The sequence below is a fragment of the Acinetobacter sp. YH12235 genome (assembly GCF_013417705.1).
Taxonomy (GTDB): domain Bacteria; phylum Pseudomonadota; class Gammaproteobacteria; order Pseudomonadales; family Moraxellaceae; genus Acinetobacter.
Genome location: NZ_VPDL01000027.1, coordinates 20,545 through 44,888, shown reverse-complemented (window position 1 = coordinate 44,888; position 24,344 = coordinate 20,545). Strand labels below are relative to the sequence as shown.

The 24,344-nt window shown below is 41.4% G+C and carries 23 protein-coding genes and 1 pseudogene; 16 read left to right on the top strand and 8 right to left on the bottom strand.

The window, feature by feature from the left end; all coding sequences use genetic code 11:
* The first annotated feature begins 152 nt into the window (after nucleotides 1-152).
* The 5 genes from FTV13_RS13040 to FTV13_RS13020 all read left to right on the top strand — a co-directional run bounded on the left by FTV13_RS13040 (nucleotide 153) and on the right by FTV13_RS13020 (nucleotide 5,961).
* Nucleotides 153-863, top strand: a complete 711-nt coding sequence (locus FTV13_RS13040) for a phosphopantetheine-binding protein (RefSeq protein WP_179993423.1) — start codon at nucleotides 153-155, stop codon at nucleotides 861-863.
* Between the two features lie 178 nt (nucleotides 864-1,041).
* Entirely contained in the window at nucleotides 1,042-1,638 is a 597-nt protein-coding gene (locus FTV13_RS13035) for an RluA family pseudouridine synthase (RefSeq protein WP_302700667.1), read from the top strand.
* A gap of 143 nt (nucleotides 1,639-1,781) precedes the next feature.
* Nucleotides 1,782-4,619: an RNA polymerase-associated protein RapA gene (rapA, locus tag FTV13_RS13030; protein WP_159123766.1), complete on the top strand. Its 2,838-nt coding sequence runs from the start codon at nucleotides 1,782-1,784 to the stop codon at nucleotides 4,617-4,619.
* A 146-nt stretch (nucleotides 4,620-4,765) separates the two neighbouring features.
* Nucleotides 4,766-5,032: a PAAR domain-containing protein gene (locus tag FTV13_RS13025; RefSeq protein ID WP_004786323.1), complete on the top strand. Its 267-nt coding sequence runs from the start codon at nucleotides 4,766-4,768 to the stop codon at nucleotides 5,030-5,032.
* A gap of 128 nt (nucleotides 5,033-5,160) precedes the next feature.
* The gene (locus FTV13_RS13020; RefSeq protein WP_034702914.1) at nucleotides 5,161-5,961 is read left to right on the top strand and encodes an alpha/beta fold hydrolase; all 801 of its coding nucleotides are present in this window, start codon (nucleotides 5,161-5,163) and stop codon (nucleotides 5,959-5,961) included.
* Nucleotides 5,962-6,008: 47 nt separating this feature from the next.
* Here the strand turns inward: FTV13_RS13020 and fabR are convergent, their stop codons facing one another.
* Nucleotides 6,009-6,686 (bottom strand): HTH-type transcriptional repressor FabR, encoded by a 678-nt coding sequence (gene fabR / locus FTV13_RS13015; protein ID WP_004786319.1) that lies wholly within the window; start codon nucleotides 6,684-6,686, stop codon nucleotides 6,009-6,011.
* A gap of 153 nt (nucleotides 6,687-6,839) precedes the next feature.
* Here fabR and FTV13_RS13010 point away from each other — a divergent pair, with 153 nt between their 5' ends.
* Nucleotides 6,840-7,904 carry a ferredoxin reductase gene (locus tag FTV13_RS13010; protein ID WP_179993426.1) on the top strand — a complete coding sequence of 355 codons (1,065 nt, stop codon included), beginning with the start codon at nucleotides 6,840-6,842 and terminating at the stop codon, nucleotides 7,902-7,904.
* Between the two features lie 14 nt (nucleotides 7,905-7,918).
* Nucleotides 7,919-9,013, top strand: a complete 1,095-nt coding sequence (locus FTV13_RS13005; protein ID WP_004786314.1) for an acyl-CoA desaturase — start codon at nucleotides 7,919-7,921, stop codon at nucleotides 9,011-9,013.
* A 53-nt stretch (nucleotides 9,014-9,066) separates the two neighbouring features.
* Here the strand turns inward: FTV13_RS13005 and FTV13_RS13000 are convergent, their stop codons facing one another.
* Both FTV13_RS13000 and FTV13_RS12995 read right to left on the bottom strand, forming a co-directional pair.
* Entirely contained in the window at nucleotides 9,067-9,732 is a 666-nt protein-coding gene (locus FTV13_RS13000) for an HAD-IB family phosphatase (RefSeq protein WP_179993427.1), read from the bottom strand.
* A complete protein-coding gene (locus tag FTV13_RS12995) occupies nucleotides 9,699-10,904 on the bottom strand; it encodes a DUF1615 domain-containing protein (RefSeq protein WP_179993428.1) in 1,206 nt (401 codons plus the stop codon). Before FTV13_RS12995 ends, FTV13_RS13000 begins: the two co-directional genes overlap by 34 nt.
* Before the next feature lie 285 nt (nucleotides 10,905-11,189).
* Between FTV13_RS12995 and FTV13_RS12990 the strand changes: the two genes are divergently transcribed.
* The 3 genes from FTV13_RS12990 (at nucleotide 11,190) to FTV13_RS12980 (ending at nucleotide 13,517) form a co-directional block, all read left to right on the top strand.
* Nucleotides 11,190-12,152, top strand: coding sequence for an IS30 family transposase (locus FTV13_RS12990; RefSeq protein WP_180012242.1), 963 nt, complete (start codon nucleotides 11,190-11,192; stop codon nucleotides 12,150-12,152).
* A 551-nt stretch (nucleotides 12,153-12,703) separates the two neighbouring features.
* The gene (locus FTV13_RS12985; RefSeq protein WP_071851480.1) at nucleotides 12,704-13,099 is read left to right on the top strand and encodes a transposase family protein; all 396 of its coding nucleotides are present in this window, start codon (nucleotides 12,704-12,706) and stop codon (nucleotides 13,097-13,099) included.
* The gene (locus FTV13_RS12980; protein ID WP_180012239.1) at nucleotides 13,047-13,517 is read left to right on the top strand and encodes a transposase family protein; all 471 of its coding nucleotides are present in this window, start codon (nucleotides 13,047-13,049) and stop codon (nucleotides 13,515-13,517) included. Before FTV13_RS12985 ends, FTV13_RS12980 begins: the two co-directional genes overlap by 53 nt.
* Nucleotides 13,518-13,693: 176 nt before the next feature.
* On the opposite strand, the pseudogene FTV13_RS15845 reads toward FTV13_RS12980, so the two are convergent.
* Nucleotides 13,694-14,038 (bottom strand): annotated as a pseudogene (locus FTV13_RS15845) (site-specific integrase); the annotation flags it as partial.
* Between the two features lie 102 nt (nucleotides 14,039-14,140).
* Here FTV13_RS15845 and dusB point away from each other — a divergent pair.
* Nucleotides 14,141-15,187, top strand: coding sequence for a tRNA dihydrouridine synthase DusB (gene dusB / locus FTV13_RS12975; protein WP_179993370.1), 1,047 nt, complete (start codon nucleotides 14,141-14,143; stop codon nucleotides 15,185-15,187).
* Nucleotides 15,188-15,432: 245 nt separating this feature from the next.
* Nucleotides 15,433-16,110 (top strand): hypothetical protein, encoded by a 678-nt coding sequence (locus tag FTV13_RS12970; RefSeq protein ID WP_125279326.1) that lies wholly within the window; start codon nucleotides 15,433-15,435, stop codon nucleotides 16,108-16,110.
* A gap of 65 nt (nucleotides 16,111-16,175) precedes the next feature.
* Here the strand turns inward: FTV13_RS12970 and FTV13_RS12965 are convergent, their stop codons facing one another.
* Nucleotides 16,176-17,219: a nitronate monooxygenase family protein gene (locus tag FTV13_RS12965; RefSeq protein WP_180012237.1), complete on the bottom strand. Its 1,044-nt coding sequence runs from the start codon at nucleotides 17,217-17,219 to the stop codon at nucleotides 16,176-16,178.
* 208 nt (nucleotides 17,220-17,427) lie between these two features.
* Here FTV13_RS12965 and FTV13_RS12960 point away from each other — a divergent pair, with 208 nt between their 5' ends.
* The 3 genes from FTV13_RS12960 (at nucleotide 17,428) to FTV13_RS12950 (ending at nucleotide 20,038) form a co-directional block, all read left to right on the top strand.
* Nucleotides 17,428-18,687, top strand: coding sequence for a putative DNA modification/repair radical SAM protein (locus FTV13_RS12960; RefSeq protein ID WP_179993373.1), 1,260 nt, complete (start codon nucleotides 17,428-17,430; stop codon nucleotides 18,685-18,687).
* On the top strand, nucleotides 18,687-19,466 hold the full coding sequence (locus tag FTV13_RS12955; protein ID WP_179993374.1) for a TIGR03915 family putative DNA repair protein: 780 nt from the start codon (nucleotides 18,687-18,689) through the stop codon (nucleotides 19,464-19,466). The genes FTV13_RS12960 and FTV13_RS12955 overlap by 1 nt, the downstream gene beginning before the upstream one ends.
* Nucleotides 19,467-19,528: 62 nt before the next feature.
* A complete protein-coding gene (locus FTV13_RS12950) occupies nucleotides 19,529-20,038 on the top strand; it encodes a hypothetical protein (RefSeq protein ID WP_179993375.1) in 510 nt (169 codons plus the stop codon).
* A gap of 45 nt (nucleotides 20,039-20,083) precedes the next feature.
* On the opposite strand, the gene FTV13_RS12945 is transcribed toward FTV13_RS12950, so the two are convergent.
* From FTV13_RS12945 to metK, 3 genes are all read right to left on the bottom strand, one after another.
* Nucleotides 20,084-21,295: a YeeE/YedE family protein gene (locus FTV13_RS12945; protein ID WP_034169960.1), complete on the bottom strand. Its 1,212-nt coding sequence runs from the start codon at nucleotides 21,293-21,295 to the stop codon at nucleotides 20,084-20,086.
* Between the two features lie 251 nt (nucleotides 21,296-21,546).
* On the bottom strand, nucleotides 21,547-21,891 hold the full coding sequence (locus FTV13_RS12940; protein ID WP_004786283.1) for a hypothetical protein: 345 nt from the start codon (nucleotides 21,889-21,891) through the stop codon (nucleotides 21,547-21,549).
* A gap of 335 nt (nucleotides 21,892-22,226) precedes the next feature.
* The gene (gene metK, locus FTV13_RS12935) at nucleotides 22,227-23,393 is read right to left on the bottom strand and encodes a methionine adenosyltransferase (RefSeq protein WP_004786281.1); all 1,167 of its coding nucleotides are present in this window, start codon (nucleotides 23,391-23,393) and stop codon (nucleotides 22,227-22,229) included.
* Between the two features lie 472 nt (nucleotides 23,394-23,865).
* Between metK and FTV13_RS12930 the strand changes: the two genes are divergently transcribed.
* A complete protein-coding gene (locus FTV13_RS12930) occupies nucleotides 23,866-24,249 on the top strand; it encodes a prepilin-type N-terminal cleavage/methylation domain-containing protein (RefSeq protein WP_179993376.1) in 384 nt (127 codons plus the stop codon).
* Nucleotides 24,250-24,344: the final 95 nt, after the last annotated feature.

The window sequence follows — 24,344 nt, the reverse complement described above, 5'->3', positions numbered from 1 at the left end:
ATCAATTACGCAAAATAATTCGGTACTATTAAACATCGGGACTAGAGTTTTAAGTTTTGTGTGGTAACTCAACTGATGGCTCTAGTCCTCTTATTTTTCAAGTCAATTTTTTATCCGCGATTCGGGTAATAAGCTAAATAGATAAAACTCCCATGCTCTATACAATGCCCAGAAAAATTCAAATTGCTCCATCTCAAGCCAAATGGCAGCTTGCTGCTGCAGATTCAGTTTTGGTCTTGGTTGGGCTGCATAATTTAAGAATGCAGGCCGGGATTCAAGAGTCTGAGCTGATGAATAATCTGATTCAGATCAGCAATAAAGCTAAAGCACTTGATATTCCCATTGTCGACCTATATGGCGATGACCTGATTCAAGGCATGCAGCAACTTGGAGAATATGCTTCAACTCATCCTCAACTGATTTTTGCCGGACAAATCACACCGATGCTGAAACAGATCCTGCCACATCTGCAAAGTGTGACAGACCAAATTTGCATAATTAATGATGCAATTTTGATGCCTAGTCAGGAACAGCATATCCAGTGGATTGAGAATATAGTGGCACAAGGTTTGCATCATATGAACAGCTATAGTCTGACCCGATTGTGGAACTTAAGTGCGCCGTCAGAATATGTATTGTCAACCAAAGGCATCATGTTAGCAGTAGCTGAACAGCTGAATATAGATGCGCTGGAAATTGATCCTTATGCTGATTTAAAGCAGTATGGACTGGACTCTGTAGCAGTAGTCAGTCTGGTTGGCACATGGCGTGCGCATGGTGCTGATCTGCGTTATGAAGATGTGCTGGAACACCCGTCATTACATGATTTAGTGAGCTTTGTAATGCAATCTGCACGTCGATAATCGCTAATTGGGTAATTTTCTTAAAATAATCGGAAATTTCATCGCCATTTACATAAATGCGCATTGTAATTATCACTCAAGCTTTCTATTATGGCCGCCTTGTTTTTCGCGATCAGCGTGGGATTGAACTTTGAGTAATTTTCTAACCGAACATCTGATACATCGTGATGAAGATTTTATGGTCATCCATAAGCCTGCTGGCTTACTCACAGTGCCCGGTAAAACAGAAGATTTACAAGATTGCCTGATCAATCGCCTCATCAAATTAGAACCTAAAACTTTGCTGATCCATCGCCTGGATCGAGACACTTCCGGTATCTTAGTATTTGCTTTAAGCCGAGAAGGGCAAAAATCCATTTCTCGCCAGTTCCAGGAACGCCAAACCGATAAAACCTATCAGGCCATCGTGGCTGGAACATTAGAAGGCAAGGGTACAGTTGATGTGCCTGTCATTTATGATCCAAGCTGTCCACCACTGCATATTGCTGAACCGAATCATAATAAGCCGGCAATTACAGAATGGCAGGCCATCGAACATTTTGAAATTCAGAGGCAAGCTGTGACTCGGGTGAAACTGACTCCGATTACCGGTCGTTCACATCAGCTCCGTGTACATATGCAATATCTCGGGCATCCGATTATTGGCGATACCTTGTATGCAACGCCAGAGCAGCAACAGCTTAGTCCGCGTCTATGCTTACATGCCGAGCGTTTAAGTTTTTATCATCCTAAAACACAACAGTTAGTTGAATTTAATTGTCCGGCTGAATTCTAGGAAATACTTGTTTAATCGACGTGAATTATGCTCACTTTTTAGTGGGCTTTATGTCAAAATACATTGCTTGAAGGTGTGAAATTTTGCTCAAATGACGTTTCGTGATTGAGCCTGATATTCATAATCTTGTACTTAAGATAAAGGTGGAAAAATTGCAGCAATTTGCTATTGGTCAACGTTGGTTATCAGATACTGAAACAGAACTCGGTTTAGGGGTTCTCATTGATGTTGATGAGCGATCGGTCAGCATTTTATTCCCAAAAAGCGATGAAACTCGCGTCTATGCTCGCAGTAACGCACCCTTATCTCGTATCGTATTTAATGCGAATGACGAACTGCAAGATCAGGAAGGTACGATCTGGACCGTTGAGTCAGTTGAAGACCGCAATGGTGTAGTGCGTTATCACGTGGTTCGTACTCTTGAAGATGGTACAGAAGAACGTAAAGCTTTAAATGAAACCCGTGTAGGTGCAACGATCCAGTTGTCTAAACCTTTAGATCGTTTACTGGCTAGCCAGATTGACTATAAAGAGTGGTATGACCTGCGTATTGAAGCCTTGCTGATGCAAGCCAATATGCAAACCAGTCCATTGCGTGGCTTGGTCGGTTCGCGTGTGGGTCTGATTCCACACCAGTTGTATATCGCACATGAAGTCGGTCAGCGTTTCGCGCCGCGTGTTTTACTGGCCGATGAAGTAGGCTTGGGTAAAACCATCGAAGCAGGTCTGATCATTCATCAGCAACTTAAAACTGGCCGTTCTGAACGTATTCTGATCTTGGTCCCGGATTCACTGCAATATCAGTGGATGATTGAGATGCGCCGTCGTTTCAATCTTGAATTCTCCCTATTTGATTTGGCTCGTACTGCATCGATCAAAGAGCATGATCCTGAACTAAATCCATTCCTGACCGAACAGCGCATTATTGCTTCTGTGGACTTGATGGTGGATCACGAAGATCTACGCGAACAGGCGATTGAAGCGGGCTTTGACCTGTTGGTTGTCGATGAAGCGCATCACCTGATGTGGTCTGAGGAAGAAGGCGGCAATGACCGTTATGATCTGATCGAAGAGCTGGCAGAGAAAACACCGGGCGTATTGTTATTGACTGCAACACCAGAACAGCTCGGTGTAGAATCTCACTTTGCACGTCTACGTTTACTTGATCCGCAACGTTTCAGTTCATTGGATCGTTTCCTAGATGAAGAAGAGCAATATCAGCATACCGCTAAAATCGCTGAAGTACTGATGTCAGACCTTCCACTGGAAGCTGAGCATTTCACTGCGATTGAAAGCCTGCTTGGTCATGCGATTGAAGATACCCCAGAGCAACGTTTCCGTGCCATTCATGAATTGCTAGACCGTCATGGTACGGGTCGTATCCTGTTTCGTAACACACGTGAAGCGATTCAGGGCTTCCCGGGTCGTGACTGTCAGCCAGCACCATTGCCAGCGCCAGAAAACTGGTCTAAAGATGGCAAACTACGTGAACAGATGTGGCCGGAAGAATCTCAACTTGATGGCTCGTGGATGGAAACCGATCCGCGTGTAATGTGGTTGATGGAAAAGCTGCGTACTGATCTGAAACACAAAAAAGTATTACTGATTGCCCGTAGTGGTCCAGTGGTTGAAGCACTGGAAAATGTATTACGTCTGCATGCAGGTATCCGTACTGCCATGTTCCATGAAGGCATGAGTCTTTTGGAACGTGACCAGGCAGCAGCTTATTTTGCTGAAGAATCTTATGGTGCACAGATTCTGTTATGTTCTGAAATCGGTTCAGAAGGCCGTAACTTTCAGTTTGCATCAGACTTGATCCTATTTGACTTACCGGCCAATCCGGATGTTTTGGAACAGCGTATTGGTCGTCTGGATCGTATCGGTCAGGAAAACCGTATCCAGATTCATGTGCCTTATCTGGTGGGTACTGCGCAGGAGCGTATGTTCCGTTGGTATAACGAAGCGCTGAATATTTTCAGCAACATTTCTCCAACGGCGCAAACGCTGCAAGAAAACTTTATTGTTGCCCTGAAAGATTGCTTGCTGGCAGATAAAGGTCAGGAATTTGAAGATCTGCTGGAAGAAGTTAGCGTACAACGTGAAGCGCTTGAAGCCGAGTTGCAGGAAGGTCGTGACCGTCTGCTTGAGTACAATTCTTGCCGTCCCGTCGTGGCACAGGAAATTGTTAATGCGCTTGAAGACTATGATGACAATACCACCTTGCCAATGTTCATGAAGCGTTTTATGGCATCGACCAATATCGACTTTGATGAGCAAAGCAATGGTACGGTGATCATCAAGCCAACGGATCAGATGCAGGTACAAGGTTTGACCCTGGATGAAGAGGGCATGACAGCCACCTTCTATCGTGACCAGGCTCAGATCCGTGAAGATGCTCAATATCTAACTTTAGAGCATCCATTCACTGAAAGCGTGATGGAAATGATCAATACTCAGGGCTTTGGTAGTACCAACGTTGCGGTCTTAAAGTCTGCAGCATTGCCACAAGGTTCTGTATTGATGGAAGTGTGGTTCAAGGTTGATGTGGTTGCACCAAAAGCACTGAACTTACCGTCAAGCTTGCCACAGCAGCTGATCCGTGTATTGCTGAGTGAAAAAGGTCAGGATCTGTCTCAGAAGATTGCGCCTGAAATCCTGAAACCATATCTACATCATTTAGATGGCAATAGCTGCCGTCAGGTGGTGAAAGCACGCCGTGAAGTGATTGAAGCGCGTTATCAACAGGCATTGGAATTAGCTCGTTCAGCATTGCCAAACTTCAGGCAGCAGGCTAAAGAAGCGTATGGCAATAAATGGCAGTATGAAATTGACCGTCTGACTTACCTGAAACAGTTCAACCCAAGTATCCGTGAAGATGAAATCGCACGTTTACAGAAGCTGCAAAAAGAAGGCTTGAGTTTGTTAGAAGGTTTATCTGTAACACCTGAAGCGATTCAAGTAATGGTCGTGGTTAAGCCATAAGATCTAATGAATTATGAAAGCAGCTTTCGGGCTGCTTTTTTATGGCTGGAATTAAAGTCATGATTGAGCTTTTGGTCGGGCTGTGCTAGCTGATATTTTCTGTATTGTTTAAAATCAGCACCTCTAAGAATAAGAAATAAAATATCATGTCCAAAGCATTGATCACTATTGGCGCGAAAACCAGCCATGGCGGTATGGTCACTGAATGTGAAAACTCTTTTTTAATTAATGGCATGGCGGTGCATCTGAATGGCATGAAGCATTACTGTCCCAAGTGCCAAACTACCGTGACAGCTATTGCTAGTGATTTATCTACAATAGTCAAAGGCAGGGCTGTAATCATTGCTGGAGATAAAGCCAGTTGTGGAGCCACTTTTTTGCCGATGCAAAACCTGACTATTTCCAAAAAATAATCATCTATATCCAGACATGAGTTCATAGTGACTTAAAGGTCATAGATTGATGAATTTGGTTCTGTAGAATTTTGCATTTCAATATTAAGCTTCTTTCAGACTTTATAAAGAAATGATCAAAGAAAATAATGAAACAGGTTTTGCATTTTACTCATGCCAATGGCATTCCATCGGCAAGCTATCGCAAGTTTTTAAATTATTTTCAGGATGAATATCAGGTCAAGGCAATTCCGCTGATCGGGATGAATCCAGCCTATCCAATTACCAAAGACTGGCGTTATCTAGTAAATGAAGTGATACAGGATATCCAGCAGCAATCTCCGGATCAAAAGGTGATTGGGCTGGGACATTCATTTGGTGGTTTGATAACTTTAATGGCAGCCTATCAACGTCCGGATTTATTTTCCAAACTGGTGATCATGGATCCACCTTTCGTGATTGGTAAAAACAGTGCACTGTTTGAAGTCGTGAAAAAGCTCAACTTAAAAAGTATTGACCGTTTCACTCCGGCAGGTATTACCCTAAAACGTAAAGATTACTGGCCATCTAAACAGGACGCCGTTGAAGCGCTGAGATCGAATCGTCTGTTTAAGCATTTTGATGAGCAATGTTTTCAGGATTATATCGAAAGCGGGATTGTGCCTGATCAAGAGCGTGGAGGGGTAACTTTAGCCATTCCCAAACAGATTGAGGCAGAAATTTTCCGGACTGTACCGGCTTGGTGGTGGCGTACACCAAGAAAACCACCCCAGGTTCCGATACATTTAATCACAGCAGAGCGCAGCCAGTTTTATCAGCAAGGTTTACCACAAGGCATGCATAAGGTTTACCAAATTCATTATTCGGTGGTGCAGGGCGGACATATGTTTCCACTAGAGCATCCGGAAATGACGGCAAACCATGTTAAAGCCAGATTGAATAAGCTTTAATCTTGGTAATAAAAAAGACTCACTAAGAGTCTTTTTTTTCAGCTGGCTTAACGGATCTGAGATTGATCCAGATGACGGGCACCTTCCAGAATCATGCGAATCATGATCATGGTCTGTTCCGCAATTTCCTTACGGTCTTCAGGTGCCATATCGATCACATTGGCACCCATATTAAATACCAGTTGGGTAATCGCTCTGGCCGCAATCTCGGGATGAAATAATTTTTTATTATTTAGTCGTTCCAGACGGATCAGGTCTTCCTGAAGCTCCTGCTGGAAATAATTCAATTGGCGTTCGACTGCCTGTTTATAAGATTTTGAACCGGTATAACCTTCACGTAATAACAGGCTTAAATTACCTTCATCAGCATCCAGCTGGGCAATAAAGACCTCAACAGAGCTACGAATAATACTGTTCTGTTTCGATGCTTTTAGACGAGATTCATTGAGAATCTGACGCAGCACAATCCCGGCACGATCAATCAGTTCAATCGCCAGTTCATCGATATCTTTAAAATGACGATAAAAACTGTTCGGAGCAATTCCAGCCTCACGAGCAACTTCACGCAAGCTTAAAGATGAAATACTTTTTTGTGGTCCGATCAGGTTTAAAGCAGCCTGGAACAGTTCTTCCTTGGTAATGGTCGCTTTACGGCCCACACTACGGACAATAATGGGCTCATCAATGCTTTTCGATGGTAAAGACGCGTCACTGCTTATTTTCATTGAAGGCTCATTCATGAGGTGATTAGTAAAAGGCATTAACACATTATAACGAAGGCAGTCCAGCTTGTGAAATGATTAGAAACAATACAAATGTATATACAAATATATATACAAGTGTATAATAATTAAAAATCCAAGGTGATGTCTATAACGATGCCTGTACTCGAAAAGCTTAAAACGCCATTAAATACGCTGAAAGAGAGTGTGATTGATCCATATGCGATTAATTTCTGGATGCAGAAATTAAATCCTTTATGGTCAATGAATCAGCCCTTAGGCAAGATTGTGCGCAAAGAACATGCTGCGCAGGATATGCTGAGCCTGACGATTCGTGTCAATCATTTATTCCAGTTCGGTCAGGCGGGCCAGCATCATCCTGTATTTGTGGTGGTGAACGGCATTCGTTATGAACGTAGCTATAGTCTGACCCGTATTGATCAGCAGCATATTTTATTGACGGTTAAAAAAGTGAATGCGGGTAAAGTTACTACCTGGTTTGCTGAACAGGCTGAAGTCGGTGATATCATTGAATTCGGTCAGCCTTTCGGTGACATGACTTTGCCAGAACAGAGCAGCCCATTGCTTTTGCTTGCTGCGGGTAGTGGTATCACCCCAATGCTGAGTATGCTGGAAGCTTTAAAAGATAAAGCTGAACTGGCTGCACCAGTAACTTTATGGTACTGGGTTAAGAAAAACCAGGATGCTGCTTTCATTGCGCGTTTTGAAGAGTTGGCACAAAAATATTCAAACTTTTCTTATCGGGTATTCGCAACTCAGGAACAACCGGCTGCGCCGCGTCTTGATGAATCTTATCTAGATCAATTGCAGGCATTGGAACAAAGCACAGTCTATGCATGTGGACCATCAGGTTTTGTTGCGACTGCAGAACGACTATTTGCTTCAGCAAAACTGTTCAAAAGTGAAGCGTTCAGCATGAGTCTGAGTGATGAAGCTGATACCGGCTTTGTCAATGTAACCCTGACTCAATCGAAAAAAATCGTCACGATTCCTAAAGGCCAGTCGATTCTGGTGAGTCTGGAACAGCAGAATATCCGACCGACCCATGGCTGTCGTATGGGCATCTGTAATAAATGTGCCTGTAATAAAGCGGAAGGCTCAACCAAGAATCTGGTAAATGGCGCACAAAATACCGAGCCAGGTAATCTTTTAAAAATTTGTGTTAACTCAGCGCAGACTGACCTTGTCATCGACTTATAAGCGAGTTTTATCCTATGAATATGCCAGTAAAATTACAGTATTTTAAAAATCCTAAAAACCGTGAACTGACCCAGTCTGAGCTAGATGAACTTGCACGTGAGCTGGATGCCATCAAACAGGAAGTGCTGGATGATTTAGGTGAAAAAGATGCCAAATATATCCGTCGCGTATATTCGAGCATCCGTTATTCATCGATTGCAGGTCGTGCCTTATTATTCGCAGGCTGGTTCCCGCCAGCATGGTTATTAGGTACAGGCTTATTAGGCTTTGCCAAAATCATGGAAAATATGGAATTGGGTCATAATGTCATGCACGGTCAATATGACTGGATGAATGATCCGAAGCTCAATGGCCAAACCTACGAGTGGGATATTGTAGGAACTTCAGACAACTGGCGTCAAACTCATAACTTCAAGCATCATACCTATACCAATATTAAAGGCATGGATGATGATATCGGTTATGGCTTATTGCGTTTGTTCCCTGAGCAACGCTGGAAACCAGGTTATTTATTACAGCCAATCTACAGTATTCCATTTTGCTTACTGTTCCAATGGGGCGTAGCTATTCAAAACCTTGAATTGGGTAAATACTTCAAAGGCCGTAAAACCAAAGAGCAAACCCTTGAAGAATGGAAGCCAATGCAGCGTAAAATTGGCAAGCAATTATTCAAAGATTATGTATTCTTTCCATTGATTGCAGGTCCTGCAGCATTACCGGTATTGACAGGTAACCTGGTGGCAAATGGCCTTCGTAATATCTGGACTTTCAGTATTATTTTCTGTGGTCACTTTACTAAAGATGTAGAAGTGTTTCCGAAAGCTGTCATGGAAAATGAAAGCCGTGGTCACTGGTATATGCGCCAGATTCGTGGTTCTTCAAACTTGACTGGTTCTGAAGCGTTTCATATTTTGACTGGACATTTAAGCCATCAGATTGAACATCACTTATATCCAGATGTGCCTGCACGCCGTTATCGTCAAATGGCGCCAAAAGTAGAAGCAGTATGTAAAAAATACGGCTTAAACTATAATAATGCCAGTCTGGTAAAACAGTATGGCAGCGTGATTAAACGTATCGTGAAATATGCGTTTCCGTTTAAGAAGTAAGATAGATTTCAATAAAAAACCGCTATTCATAGCGGTTTTTTATTAGTCTCAGTTTAATTAATTATTTTAAGCTCTGACTCAGGTAAAGTCATTTCAAGTAGTGGAAGTACTTTATCTCGGCCTTCCAGATAAGCATAATGTGCAAGGCTTAACATTGCCTCATCTTCTTCGCTATTTCCATAAGCATAAATTTCAGCATAATCTTCTAAATTATATTTTTCCAAGATTCTACTTTTCTTCTGATCCTTACTACAATCAGGTGTGTTGTATAAACCTGTCATTTTGCCTGTCAGAATTTCTACTTCACTACAAATCAGGTCAATGCCTAAATAAGTACAAACCGGTTTTAAATATAAATCCAGTGAAGCAGAAACGAGAACGACTTGATGCCCGAGTTGCTGGTGTTGTTTGAGTTGCTTTAATAGCTTGGGATTTAATCTTAAAACAAGCTGCTGTGCATATTCTTCGGCAAGCTGCTGAATTTCATGCGCATGACTATTTTTGAACATGGTGTAATACAGCTTTGGGCGCATTGCATGAGCAGGATAGAGCTTAAGATAGTAAGCCTGAATCCAAGGCAGAATACGAATGCCACGTTTTAAAATCTGCCTTTTCTTTAAAGCATAGAAAATGAACCCTGTAAAACTGTCATAAGGATACAGGGTTCCATCAAAATCAAATAAGGCTAGAGTTTTATGTTTTTGATGCGGCGCATGCATGTTTGATAACGACCATCGACACGGCTGGCAAACCAGTTAGTATTATACTCACGACTCAATTTCGGGCCTGAGATCACGACTTCTGGCATCATTGCATACATTGGTTCTTTACCGGTTTTTTCTTGATAAAGTTTACTGATACCACGATAAGTCATAGTATCTTCAAAATCTTTAACTTTTTCTTTTTTTAGATCCGCCCGAATCTGACGTTCAGTAATAATAAAATTATTTTTTGCAAAAACGCTGATGAGCTCTCGTTCAGATTGACTCTTTTGTGAGCGAATCGCGCCATCTTTAGTATATAGTAGTAAATCGCCATCCAGGCTCAATTCGGCATCGGTTAAGCTATTTAACATGCTCTGGAATGCTGCATTACGGCTGGAATACATCCCAGAGTTATAATCAGCAAAACGATAAATCGGTTTTTCATAATCCGCAGGGTACATCATCAATCGATGAATCCCATAATACAGTCCACCATACTGGCTATACAGGTCACTACGCAAATCAGCAATACTGCCCCCTTGACGTTTATATTCCTTGGCATAGCTGATATGAACCTGCATGGAACCCAAAGTTGTAATTGGATTCATTTTTTCGCCAATATTTTGTCCAAATAGTTTGGCTGCACCTGTCAGTGCACTTACATGATAATGCTTGGCCATGTAATCAAAGATTTCACGATAAAGTTCATCTAATTGACGTTCGGTTTTGACCCGGCGCATCTGACTGAGATAATTGTCTTCTGGACTTGGCTGGTTTTTCAGTACATCCTGGAAATATCCTGCAACTGTTCCACCGATACTTTCACCAAGTTTATCTTTAAATTTTTCTTCCAGACGTTCCTGAACTTCTTTAACGGCTTTCTCACCAAGACCAGGAACTACCGGGTCTGCATTAAAGTTAGATTCCTGATCGACAACTGCCACGATTGAACAGATATTCTCTTTGGTTTGTGGAATACCGAGCTGGTCAGTGATGTCATAAATATCTTGTGCCCAAGATTCACGCTGGCTGACACGACCTGGAATGGCTTTGCGAATATGTTCAACTTCAAGAGTGGGTTCATCATTTGACCACCAAGAACCATTGCCACACCCTACAAGGCTAATAGATAAAGCAAGTATGGATATGGACTTAAGAGAAAAAACTTGAGCAAAATATTTGTTCATGGTGTCGTAAATAAATTGAAAAGATGAGTGAACAAGGCAGATGCAGTATACTATGTCCATCAGAAAAGTGATGAATTTATATCTATATTGATTGGGGTTAATAGTCGGTTTCTCAAGCGTAGATGTCTAAAGTCCATGGAAGCATATTTACAAAATAAAATTTTTTCTAAGATATAGAATTCGCAGATTCAAATCCCAAGTGCAACACATTTGTAATTAGTTGAAAAAGTTAGGTGTATTCATAGAATCATTAGACTTTTTCAACTCGCAATTGGAAAGCACACAATGAAGAAATACACCCAACTTTCTCAAGATGAAAGATACGAAATTTATGCTACTTTGAAAAGTAAAAGTTCAATCGCTACCCTTGCTCGGGAATTAGGACGTTCACGATCAACCATCTACCGTGAATTAAAAAGAAATACTGGGCAACGTGGATATAGAGCTCAACAGGCAGCTAAATTTGCAAGTCAAAGACGGTACCGTCCTTCATCATCAATGACAGCATTTGCCTTCGCTTATATTGATTATTTGATTGGTTTGGACTGGTCACCCGAACAAATTTCAGGTGCTTTAACACAAAGCGGTTGGCTGGATGTACCTTCACATGAGTGGATTTACCAGTACATTTATCAAGATAAATCAAAAGGCGGTAAACTTCATCTACATTTAAGGCATCAGAAGAAATATCGAAAACGCGGTTACAAAAACACGGATCGTAGGGGTCAAATCATTGATAAAAAAAGTATTCACTGCCGACACCAGGTCATTGATCAACGACAACGTTTAGGAGATTTCGAAGGTGACACGGTGATTGGTAAACATCATAAAGGTGCTTTATTGACTCTCGTTGATCGAAAGAGCCTGTATGTACATATTGTTCATTTAGGGCCAATAAGAGCATCCTCTCAAACGATTACTTGTGCATTAGATCGTTTACAAATGAGCCATGCTTATAGTGTGACATTTGATAATGGCAAAGAATTTTCCGAACACAAAAGAATTACTGATGCTGGCATAGAGACGTATTTTGCTGATCCTTACAAGTCTATTCAGCGAGCTAGAAATGAAAATACGAATGGTTTAATCCGTCAATATCTACCAAAATCATCATCGTTTGATGGCGTGTCAAACGAACAAATAGAGCAGATAGAATTTGCACTCAACCATCGTCCTAGAAAAACACTAGGTTGGTATACACCGAGTGAAGTTATGGCTGGTTTTTATACTGTTGCACTTGCCGCTTGAATCCGCCATTTAATAAATAAATTTATTGTAAAAAAAAGCCCACTAAATATGGGCCTATCTCTAATTTTAATGTTACTCCCTGAAAGGGTCACTTTTCCATGACCTAATCTCAGCAAAAACTAGAAGGGTAATGATGGTAAATAAGACACCAATTCCCAGAAAAAAAACATCTTTAGCTAAACCAGCTAGACTAAACGTGATTAAACTAGTAATAGAAGATATAAATAGCAAAAAAAACATAAAAATACGTTTCATTTAACAATAACCTGTTAAAATGGATGATAAATCACATAAATATTATATGTTATAAATGCTGTGATAGATAATAATAAAATTCATTTAATTATTTTATGTGAACTATAAGTTTAAGTAATAATTTTTTAATCTAAATAATTTATATTTGTGATCTTTTATTTCAGTAAAAGTATATATTTATGCTTTTGAATTTATGTATTTAATTTCATTAGATCTCTTTCATAAATCAAAAAACGATCTTCTTTTTGGTTAATATTTGCACTCCGGATTTCTTAGCATTCGTGCATAATCTGCGGATGAAATACATCGATTCAAACAAGCTTTCTGATCCTCAGTTCAAGCGATACACAGGCATCTCATGGTCAACTTTCTATTTGATGGTTGAGCAATTGAAGAAACATGTCCCTGCCAAAGGCAGACCGCCCAAGTTAAGCCTGGAGGATCAGGTTCTGCTCTGTCTGAGCTATTGGCGGGAATACCGAACCTTATTTCACGTTGCGACGAGTTACGGGGTTTCAGAGCCCACAGCCTCAAGAATTGTCCGTCATGTTGAAGACTGCCTGATTCGGTCCAATCTGTTTAATTTACCCAAAGATTTACCCGAGGGCGAAGGCATCGACTGGAATGTTGTAATCGTGGATGCCACGGAAATTCCAATCCAAAGGCCTAAAAAAACAGAAGAAAAGCTATAGCGGCAAGAAAAAGACCCACACTTTCAAAGTACAGGCCATCATTCATTATCAAACTCAAAAAATCCTGAGTTTATGTACGAGTCGTGGTGCCGTACATGATTTCGAACTCTTCAAACGTAACTTGAATCAGATTCCTGCAGGTGCATTTATCCTTGCGGATAAGGGTTATCAGGGAATTTATACAGTGTATCCAAATAGCTTGTTGCCATTAAAAGCAAAGAAGCGCTGTAAACTGGATTCCGAACTAAAAATCTATAATCAGGAAATCAATAAAAGAAGAATTGGAATTGAGCATGTATTTGGCAGTTTGAAAACCTTCAAAATTCTTGCTGAGCGATATCGCAATCGAGGCAAAAGACTAGCATTAAGATTCAATCTAATTGCTGGAATTTATAACTTGGAGCTGAGTGAAAAATGACTTATGAAAGAAATCTAATGTAAACAAGTTTTCCATCATGTTAGGTTTTTTAAATTAATAAAAATATAATTTGTACTTTTGACATACTTATAATTACTGGTGGTGAATGAGTATTAGTAACTCCCTAAGAATAATCCTTTAATCCCATCATTTTTCTTTCAAAATCCCATCATTTAGAAGTACTCATAGGTTAAGGAATAGATATCCTTGTTAGAAATATCTAAACTAGCGATATGCTGTAGTGCTCCTGTTTTTGTCCTAGCAAAACTGTCCGCTTCATCCAAATACTGAAATATGAGTTCTCTAAGGGTTTTGTGCTTAAGTTGCATCTCAGGGTTCAATATTTTTTCAGGGTGCAATTCAATCTCGGCTTCCGTGCGTTTGATTCATTCCTCAGCCAATGATTTTTTGCTGAACGTTTTGGATTGCTTAAATTCAGGGTAGCCTTGACGTTATATACGGATCTGAGCTCTATACCGAGTTGTACCGTCTTTTGTTTGTCGCTTAGTGACCATGCCCATGAATTTGCACCATAAAAATGTAGTGGTGCAAATAGGTTGCAAATAAAGAGCGTTAAAAGTCAATACGGAGCGACTAAACGAAGTTAAATGAGGTTAAAGATTTTGAGTAAAAATAATGTAATTTCAGAATTGTTTGATAGGTCAATAGATAAGAAACTTTGGGTCGCTCCCATGGCAGGTGTCACCGATCGTCCATTTAGAACCTTATGCAAGTACTTCGGTGCGGGTCATGCAGTCAGTGAAATGATGACTTCTGACAAGACCTTGCGCATGAGTAAAAAAAGCTTATATCGGGCGAATTTTGATGGTGAGCTGGCACCAATTTCAGCGCAGATTGCCGGTTCTGATCCGCATGACTTAGCTGAGGCAGCGCGTTATCAGGTTGCAAATGGGGCACAAATTGTTGATATTAATATGGGTTGTCCAGCAAAGAAAGTCTGTAATAAGCTGGCCGGTTCTGCCTTGTTAAAGGATGAAGATCTGGTTGCACGTATTTTAGATGCAGTCATTGCTGCAGTTGATGTTCCTGTGACTTTAAAAACCCGTTTGGGCTATCTCAACGGTCATGAAAATATTCTGCGAGTTGCAAAACGTGCTGAAGACGCGGGGATTGCAGCGCTGGCATTACATGGCCGTACTCGTGAAGACATGTACCTCAATACGGCACGCTATTCTTTAATTAAGGAAGTGAAAGGAATGCTGAATATTCCCGTGATTGCGAACGGAGATATTGATAGCCCTGAGAAAGCTAAATATGTACTGGACTATACAGGTGCGGATGCCATTATGATCGGCCGTGCAGCACAAGGTCGCCCCTGGATTTTTCGTGAAATTGCACACTATTTAAAAACCGGAGAGCATCTGGCTGCGCCAAGTATTGCTGAAGTGAAAGATGTGCTACTAGGGCATTTATCCGAGCTTTATGAGTTTTATGGTGAATATTCAGGTTGCCGTATTTCGCGTAAGCATATTGCCTGGTATACCAAAGGTCTACGTTCCAGTAATGAATTCCGTCAAAATATGTATCAGGTAGAAAACACTGCCGATCAATATAAAGTGGTGGAAAACTATTTTAATGGATTACTGGAACATGGACATATCATGAGCGATGTACAGGTGAATCAGGTGAATCTGCTAGAAACCAAATAAAAAGAGAGATTTCCTAGTTCTTCTAAAAGGTACTGTAGTAAATACAGTACCTTTTTTATCTTATAGCTAAAATTTTATATGCTTCCGTTACATTAAAGACTGTAGTGAACATAGCCGCATATTAAGTTCACTGAAACTGGACAGGATATGGACATTGTTTACGTGAAATTGCTCTAAGCTGAATTTCTAGCATGGCAAGATGTTTATTCAATCTTGTTCATTCTCATGATCAAGGGAGATCTATAATGACAAATACCAATCGTCCAGTTACAGACTTTGGCAATAAAACCTCGACTGAATTACCAGAGGAACGTAGTGACGCATTAAATCAAGATGCAACAGATGCCAGTGCTCGACCAGATTTGAATTCACCTCAAAAAGATAATCCTCGTGTGCCAGATATGAATGAAGGTGAGGATAATGTACTTGCTACCAGTGCAGGTACTTTAGGCGGGGCAGCAGTTGGAGCGACTGCCGGTCTGGTAGGTGGTCCTCCAGGGGCAGTAGTAGGCGGTATCATTGGCGGTGTTGTAGGCGGTATTGCAGGGAATGATATTGCTTCACCTGATCATCCGAAACAGACGGATAACTACGAGCATCCAGAAAATCATCCAGAGGCAGATAATTATCAGCATCCGGACACGATTAAGCAGGAAGATGATTACTGGAGAACTGAGCATACCAACCGTCCGTATTATACGGAATCACGCACTACTTACAGCGATCTCGACTATGATCGTGACTATCGTGGTGCTTATCGGGTTGGTTATGAAAACCGTCCGCTATATGACCGTCAAACTGACTTCGAACATGCCGAACCTGAATTACGAACCAAATGGGAACAGGTAAAAGGTGAATCTCGTTTGAATTGGGAAGAAGCAAAATTTGCGATCAAAGATGCTTGGCATCGTATGACTCGTTAAAAGAACGATATAAAAAAAACCTCTCTTTGGAGAGGTTTTTTTATATTCTAAAATTAAATTTTGCTTTATTTTTGTTTCATTTCCAGCACTAACTGATTAATTAAATCAGAAGCTTCCATCTCACGAATTTGCGCCACATTTGAACCTGCCCAAAACGCGCCATAACCCTGATCACCATGTTTGGACGCTGCTGCATGTAACTGCTTGGCCAGATCATAAGTATATGGATAGGCAGGAACATCCAGACGATTAGGCGTGTCTACGTCTATGTGCCAGTGATTAATGATGCCACGCGCTGGGCGGCCGGAAATGCTGGCACTAACTTGAGTCAGCGGCTTGGACAGTAGCGCTTTACGATAGGCGTCATTGGCATTGGAAGATTTGCATTGAACAAATGCCGTGCCTAATTGTACTGCTTCAGCGCCAAAGTCCATCATCTGACGGGCTTGTTCACCATTCATAATTCCGCCTGCAGCAACCACTGGCAGTGAAAAATGCTGTTTTATTAACTTCACTAGATTAGAGGTTTTGACTGAGGCATCAAACTTGGTACTAAAGATACCCCGGTGACCTCCAGCCTCAATGCCTTGAGCAATGATGATATCAATCCCTGCCGCTTGAATGGCTTTGGCCTCAGCAAAATTGGTGGCAGATACCATCGTCAGAATACCGGCATCTTTTAAGGCCTGAACCTGATGCGGGAGAGGAATGCCAAAATGAAAGCTGACCGCACATGGTCTGGTTTCTAGAACCAGATTCAAGAAATCATCATTGTCTTTAAAACTTGGGTAAATACAGTTCAATTGAGTGGGTGGATTAATTCCGTATTCAGCAAATTTATCTTTAAACTGGTCAATCCAGGCTTGGGCTACGTTTTCATCAAGAGGCTGACTGTCATGACAGAAAAAGTTAACCTGAAACGGACAATCTGTAAGTTCCTGAGTTTTTAAAATCTGCTGGCGCGCAGACTCTACGCTGCTGGCTCCCAAGCCCAGCGAACCCAGACCACCCTGATTTGAAACTTCCGCTGCCAGTTCAGGTGTCGAAACGCCTGCCATAGGGGCCAAGAAAATAGGATGTTTTATTCCGAGTTTTTCTAATAAAGACATAGATTTGCTCCCTGTTACTCTATCTACTTTGCCTATAGCCGCAAAATTAAGCAAATCATATTGGTTATTTTATTTTGAAATAATGCTGTATGGATAACGGTTCAATTACATTTCTTACGACATGAGATGTCGCCACAAAGACTGGAAAGCTATAGTGTATAGCGGGGAAAATTTATAATAGGTTTTTAGCCAACAACTTGCTGAAATCATGTCTGAACGTATCCGAGAAAAACTACAAATTTTAGCTGATGCTGCCAAATATGATGTGTCCTGTTCATCGAGTGGCAGTAACCGTAAAAATAAAGACAAAGGCTTGGGCAATACCGGAAATGGAATCTGTCATAGCTATACCGAAGATGGTCGCTGTGTCTCATTACTGAAAATACTGTTTTCAAATGTCTGCATTTTTGACTGTGCCTATTGTGTCTCTCGTCGTTCCAATGACGTAAAACGTGCTGCATTTACCGTGCAGGAAGTGGTCGATCTGACCATGAATTTTTATCGCCGTAATTATATTGAAGGGCTGTTTTTAAGTTCGGGAATTTTTAAATCAGCAGATTACACCATGGAGCGGATGTTGCAGGTGGTGAAAAAGCTGCGTCTTGAAGAAAATTTTAATGGTTATATTCATCTCAAAACCATTCCCGGAGCATCGCAGGAGATCATTACTGAAGCGGGTTTATATGTCGACCGGATGAGTATCAACCTGGAAATGCCAACCGAAGCAGGCTTGCAAAAGTTTGCTCCAGAGAAAACCCATACAGAAGTGCAAAAAGATCTGGGAATTGTACGGGATCGCTTAATCCAGTTGAAAGATGAACGTAAGATCATCAAATCCGTTCCCAAATTTGTTCCCGCAGGACAGACCACGCAAATGGTGGTCGGTGCGCATAGTGAAACGGACAAAGATATTATTTTGATGGCTGATCGGCACTACAAGGAATTTAAGCTGAAACGCGTGTATTTTTCTGGCTATATTCCGATTAATCCCGAAGAAAAAGCCTTACCTGCAATCGGCTCAGCGCCACCCTTATTAAGAGAAAATCGTCTATATCAGTCTGACTGGCTGATGCGCTTTTATGGTTTTGAAGCAGATGAAATTGTGAATGACCAGCATCCAAATCTGGATCTGGATATTGATCCAAAACTGAGCTGGGCTTTACGCCATCCGGAGGCCTTCCCGGTTGATATTAACCGAGCCGACTACAAGATAATATTACGCGTGCCTGGCATTGGAGTACGTTCTGCCAAAAAGATTGTACAGGCACGCCGTTTTGGTCAGATTCATATCGATCAACTAAAACGGATGGGCGTGGCGTATAACCGGGCGCAGCATTTTATTCGCTGTGCAGATACACCGAAATTTAAAAAGGAGCAGCAATCCCAGCAGATTCGCCAGCAGATTTTACAAGCCGGTCAATCCAAATATCAGCAGCAACTGTCACCTCAACTAGGATTCGGTTTCTGATGGCACAGTACTGTTTTGATGGCACCATGACCGGTTTATTAAGCTGTGTATTTCGGGCTTTTGAGTTTAAAGAGTTTGATGTCAAAGTGACGGCCAATCCGCAGGCACAAAATGGCTTATTCGATGATTTTATTCATGTAGCTCCGAATGAAAGTCAGGGACAGCGGGTCTGGCAAGGCTTAAAACAGAAAGTATCATCCAGTAGTTTAAAAGCCTTTTATTATGCTTTTCTTTCTGAAAAAGAACAGGCATTTCAGAACCTGTTCGATTTTGCAGTTTATGTATTTCAAAATCAGCGGCCGGTTGATAAAGATTATGGCCATCATGCAGTCATCGGAATGTCACAATGGATGAAACAGGTCGGGCGTGAAAAGCATCGTATGGAAGCTTTTGTCCGCTTCAAAAAGGCCAAAGATGGATTGTTTCTCAGTCTGGTCAAACCGGATTTTAATGTACTGCCGATTATTTCCCGACATTTTAAGGAACGTTACCAAGACCAGCGTTGGCTAATTTATGATGAGCAGCGCCAGTACGGCATCTATTACGATTTAAATGATGTGCACCAGATAGAGATGAATGCAGAAATAGTTGATCCACAAATCCGGATTGGACATAGTCAGTCTTTTAGCATTGAACTGGATGATGAAGAAGTACTCTATGATCAGCTTTGGAAAGATTATTTTAAAAGCGTGAATATTCAGGCACGACAAAATATGAAGCTGCATATCCAGTATGTACCTAAACGCTACTGGCGTTATATGAATGAGAAAGTACTTTAAATAAAATCTTCGCCCAAGTTTAAGGCATAATGACAGCTAATATTTAGATCGAGTGTATAGATATGAAGGTATGGCTGGCATCATTAGCTATGGTAACTGGATTGGCTGCATGTTCAGCAGAGCAACAGAAAATAGCAGTAGATCCGGGTAAATATCAGGTTAAAAGTGCACAGGAATTACAGCAACGTTTTGATGATCTAAACAGTAAGTTGGCACAGGACTTTCAGCAATTTAAAAAAGTAGAAAGCATTGCCTTTTCTCATCAGTTGCCTTTGGATGTGAATAACCTGCAAACCTTGAATCAGCATCCTGTCAGCCGGACTGCGCTAAAATCCAGTAAAGTGGCCTATTGTGACATGATGAATGGTTATTTTGCTGAGATGTATCGCTTGGGGCATTATAATCTGAATCTGGTCGACGAAATTCAATTGCCTAAAGCCGAGAATGAAGACCTGAAATCCAATTTTGCATCTAGCGATCAGTTCTATACTTTTATTCTGGACCGTTATACGGCTTATCGTCAGGTTCAACAAACCATGAATTATGGTTGTAATCTAAAAGCTGCGTTGTAAGTATTAAGCTATAAAAAAGCCCATCGCAAAGATGGGCTTTTTTATTTAGCAACCAGTCAGTTTTTCTGGTTGAGGTTTCTCACCGGGGAAGAAAATTGGACGAAGTTTTACACCCAGACCATTTCCAAGGAATGCGAAGACCAGCCATAACCAGCCATGTACGCTGCCCGAAGCAATACCACTAAAATAGGCACCAATATTACAGCCATAAGCCAGACGAGCGCCGTAGCCAAGCATCAAACCGCCAATAACCGCAGCAACCAATGAACGTTTTGGAATATTGAAGTTCGGAGCAAATTTACCTGCCAGACTGGCAGCCAATAATGCACCAAGCATGATGCCAAAGTTCATCATAGACGTAATATCGAACCAGAGCGATTCAGATAAGGCTTTGGCATTGGCTGGTTGCTGCCAATACGCCCAAGAGGCTACATCAATTCCAACAAAACTTGCAGATTTCGCGGCCCAGACAGCAAGGGCAGAAGTAACTCCCCATGGACGACCAGCCAGCGCCAAAGTAGCAAAGTTAAGCAGGGTTAAAATGATTCCACCCCAGATTAATGGCCATGGACCACGCAAAAAGCGTTTCCAGCCCTGATGCTGGCTTTGAGGTTCAACTTCTAAATTGCCATGACGTTTCTTTTCAAAAAAGATAGTTGCAGTAGCAATAACAGCAAAAATGACAAAGCTCAAAACAAGTGCAGGAATGACACCAAAACTTTCTACAATGGAGATGGGTGCGAAATGGGGTAGGTTAAACCACCAGTCAATATGCGAAGTCGCAATCAGTGAGCCAGCACAGAAGAAGAACAGGGTTACCAGCATACGGGCACTACCACCACCAACGGTATAAAGTGTGCCTGATGCACAACCGCCACCGAGCTGCATGCCAATCCCGAAAATAAATGCCCCGATTACCACAGAAAGCGAAACTGGACTGACAAAGCCTTGAACTGGATTACCGAACAGTTCACCTGCGCCTAAAGCAGGAAAAAATAGCAAGACAGCAAGACCCAGCATGATCATTTGGGCACGTAAGCCACGACCACGACGTTCTTTAATAAAGACGCGCCAGCTGGAGGTGAAACCAAACGAGGCATGATACAAGGTCATACCCAGTGCACCACCCACCAGAAATAATAGAGCCTGGTTCAGGCCCACGATGTGATAGGCACCGACAGTTCCTAATACAAGTAAAATAAAAGCCACCCAGACCGAGAGATTCGATCGCTGGGAAGACGCAGCAATAACAAACATGGGAGATCAAGCTTTAAAAAATAAAGTCGCGTATATTACGCAATTTCTCACTAAAATGGGCTGATCTAGAATTTCTAAGAGCCAATTAAACATCCTGATAACTGATAATAATTATGAATTTAAATGATATAAGGTCGTGATTATTTCAAAAGATATCAGCTTAATTAGAACAATCACCTGCCTAATAGTGAAATGTATAAAAAGTTTAAAAGCCTGCAAAGCAGGCTTTTAAAGATCTAAAGCTTTAAAAATTAATTTTCAGCTTTCTCGCGTACTTTGCCTGCACCTTCTTCAATAGCACCGGCAGTTGCAGCAGTCGCGTTTTTAGCGGCTTCAGCAGTTGCATCTGCTGCTCGAGAAGTCGCAGCGGCGGCTTCATCAGCGGCACGGGAAGCATTTGCAGCCGCATTATCCATGGCTTGGTCAGTTTCCTGAGAAGCCTCATGAGTGGCATCTTCCATATCATGGCCTGCTTGAGTAGCAGCATTTTCTAAATGTTCGCCAGTTGTCGCACCTGTTTCAGGATTTTCTTTCTTATTACAACCCACTAAAGCAACGGTTGCAGCTAAACCCAAAGCAACAAGTAATTTATTCATCGTGTCATATCCTTTGTAGTTGTAAGGTCGAAAACAGTCTAGCGAGTATTTATTTGAATTTATGCTAATAATTAGATCAGAATTTGTTCGCTAAATGTAATTTTTATAAAGGCTTATACAATTTTTGCCAAATATAAATCGTCTGATTATTTGAATGTATTTTCTTACAACCCTTATATGGATTGCTTCTCACTGCTTATAAAGAATAAGTTTATCCGTTTTAATATGAGTTTTAGATGTAACAAAACACAACTATTTCCAGCTCAATTTTTGTCAGGCTAAAAGTAGAAGCCATAAAAAAGCCCGCATAAAGCGAGCTTTTAAAACTTGAAAACTTATAGACCAGCAGATGCTTTAAGTGCTTCGACTTTGTCAGTTTTTTCCCAAGTAAATGCAGTATCTGAACCTTCACGACCAAAGTGACCATAAGCCGCAGTCTGTTTATACATTGGCTGGATCAGGTTCAACATACGGGTAATACCATATGGACGCAGGTCAAAGTGCTCACGAACCAATTGAACGATCAATTCATCAGACACTTTGCCTGTATTGAAAGTATTGATTGAAATTGAAGTTGGCTCGGCAACACCAATTGCATAAGACACCTGAATTTCACATTTATCAGCAAGACCCGCAGCGACAATGTTTTTCGCAACATAACGGCCTGCATAAGCAGCAGAACGGTCAACTTTTGATGGATCTTTACCAGAGAATGCACCACCGCCGTGACGTGCCATACCGCCGTAAGTATCTACAATGATTTTACGGCCAGTCAGACCACAGTCACCTACAGGACCACCGATCACAAACATCCCGGTCGGATTGATGTGGAATTTGGTGTCTGCATGGAACATGTCGGCAGGAATGATTTTTTTCACGATTTCTTCAATCACAGCTTCTTTTAAATGAGCTTGTGAAATTTCAGGATCGTGTTGAGTTGAAAGCACAACAGCATCTAGACGAACAGGCACGCCATTTTCATAAGCGAAAGTCACCTGGCTTTTTGCGTCTGGACGTAACCAAGGCAATGTACCGTTACGGCGTAATTCAGCCTGTTTTTCCATTAAGCGGTGCGCATAAGAAATTGGCGCAGGCATGAGTACATCAGTTTCACGGCTGGCATAACCAAACATCAAGCCCTGGTCGCCAGCACCTTGATCTTCAGGTTTCTGACGGTCTACACCCTGAGCAATTTCAGGAGACTGCTTACCGATCATGTTGATGATCGCACAGGTCGAACCATCAAAACCTAGGTCAGAATGATGATAACCAATACTGTTAACGGTATGGCGGACAACCGCTTCAAAATCGATGTTCGCAGTTGTTGTGATTTCACCGGCAAGTACAACCGCACCTGTTTTTACAAGCGTTTCACAAGCAACCCGTGCGTATGGGTCTTCTTTTAAGATTGCATCCAAGATAGCATCACTGATTTGGTCAGCCATTTTATCTGGATGGCCTTCGCTTACAGATTCCGAAGTAAATACAGCGTACTCGCGCATAGTCCTATCACAGTTAAATTTAAAGACCCGATATGTTACATCGACTTGTGCTCTAGGACTAGCGCAACTCGACAAAATTGCACGAAATTGTTTCAAATTATTGTGCTTTTATTTGATTATTGGAATTAAAAAAACTGATATGCCTAATTAAACAGCAGGCTAGATTCATTTAATAAACTTAATAAATAGTCTGTGAATTGATAAGAGACGCTAATTAAGCAGTGATATTTCCAAACAAATTTGCAGAACTAAATACTAAGAAAAATATAAAAATTAGAGTGTTTAAAATATTAAGGAAAGTGATCATTCTATTAATAACTTAAGGCGGGTGTATTGATCATACGACAGACAGCCTTGCTGCAAATAGTACGACTCTGCATAGTAGCTTCAAGCCTTCAGAAACCGCCTGTCAGGAAGTGGCGAAATCTTTTGGTATGGACTTGTTTAAAAGACTGTACGGAGATGGAAAAGCATGTATCAAAAGGCGTTTACCTTGATTGAAGTCATGATTGTATTCACAATTATTGCCATTCTGGCGACAGTAGCAGGCATGAGTTATCACAGTTATGTCGTGCGAAGCCAACTAGCAGAGGTTTTTGAGCAGGCAGGTAGCTATCGAACTCAATTTATTGCCTCTGATGGTCACTGTGATGCAGGCCGTCAAATTGGCAGCGGAACCCAATATATTGAAAAAGTCGTGATCAATGCAGCTTGCCGGATTGAATTTAAGCTACGGCAGGATGGGATAGATACGGCAATCCGTGGCAAATCCATCGCCTTTGATGTCTATGGCGGCAGTTGTTCTTCGAGCGATATCAGTCAGCGTTATTTACCTAAAGATTGCCGAGGACAATGATTTTCGTGGTATCGACTAGCCTGATTGAACTTCAACCTTTATCTTTTCATGTCTGATGATCTTGGGCAGACATTAGATATTCACATATGCATTTT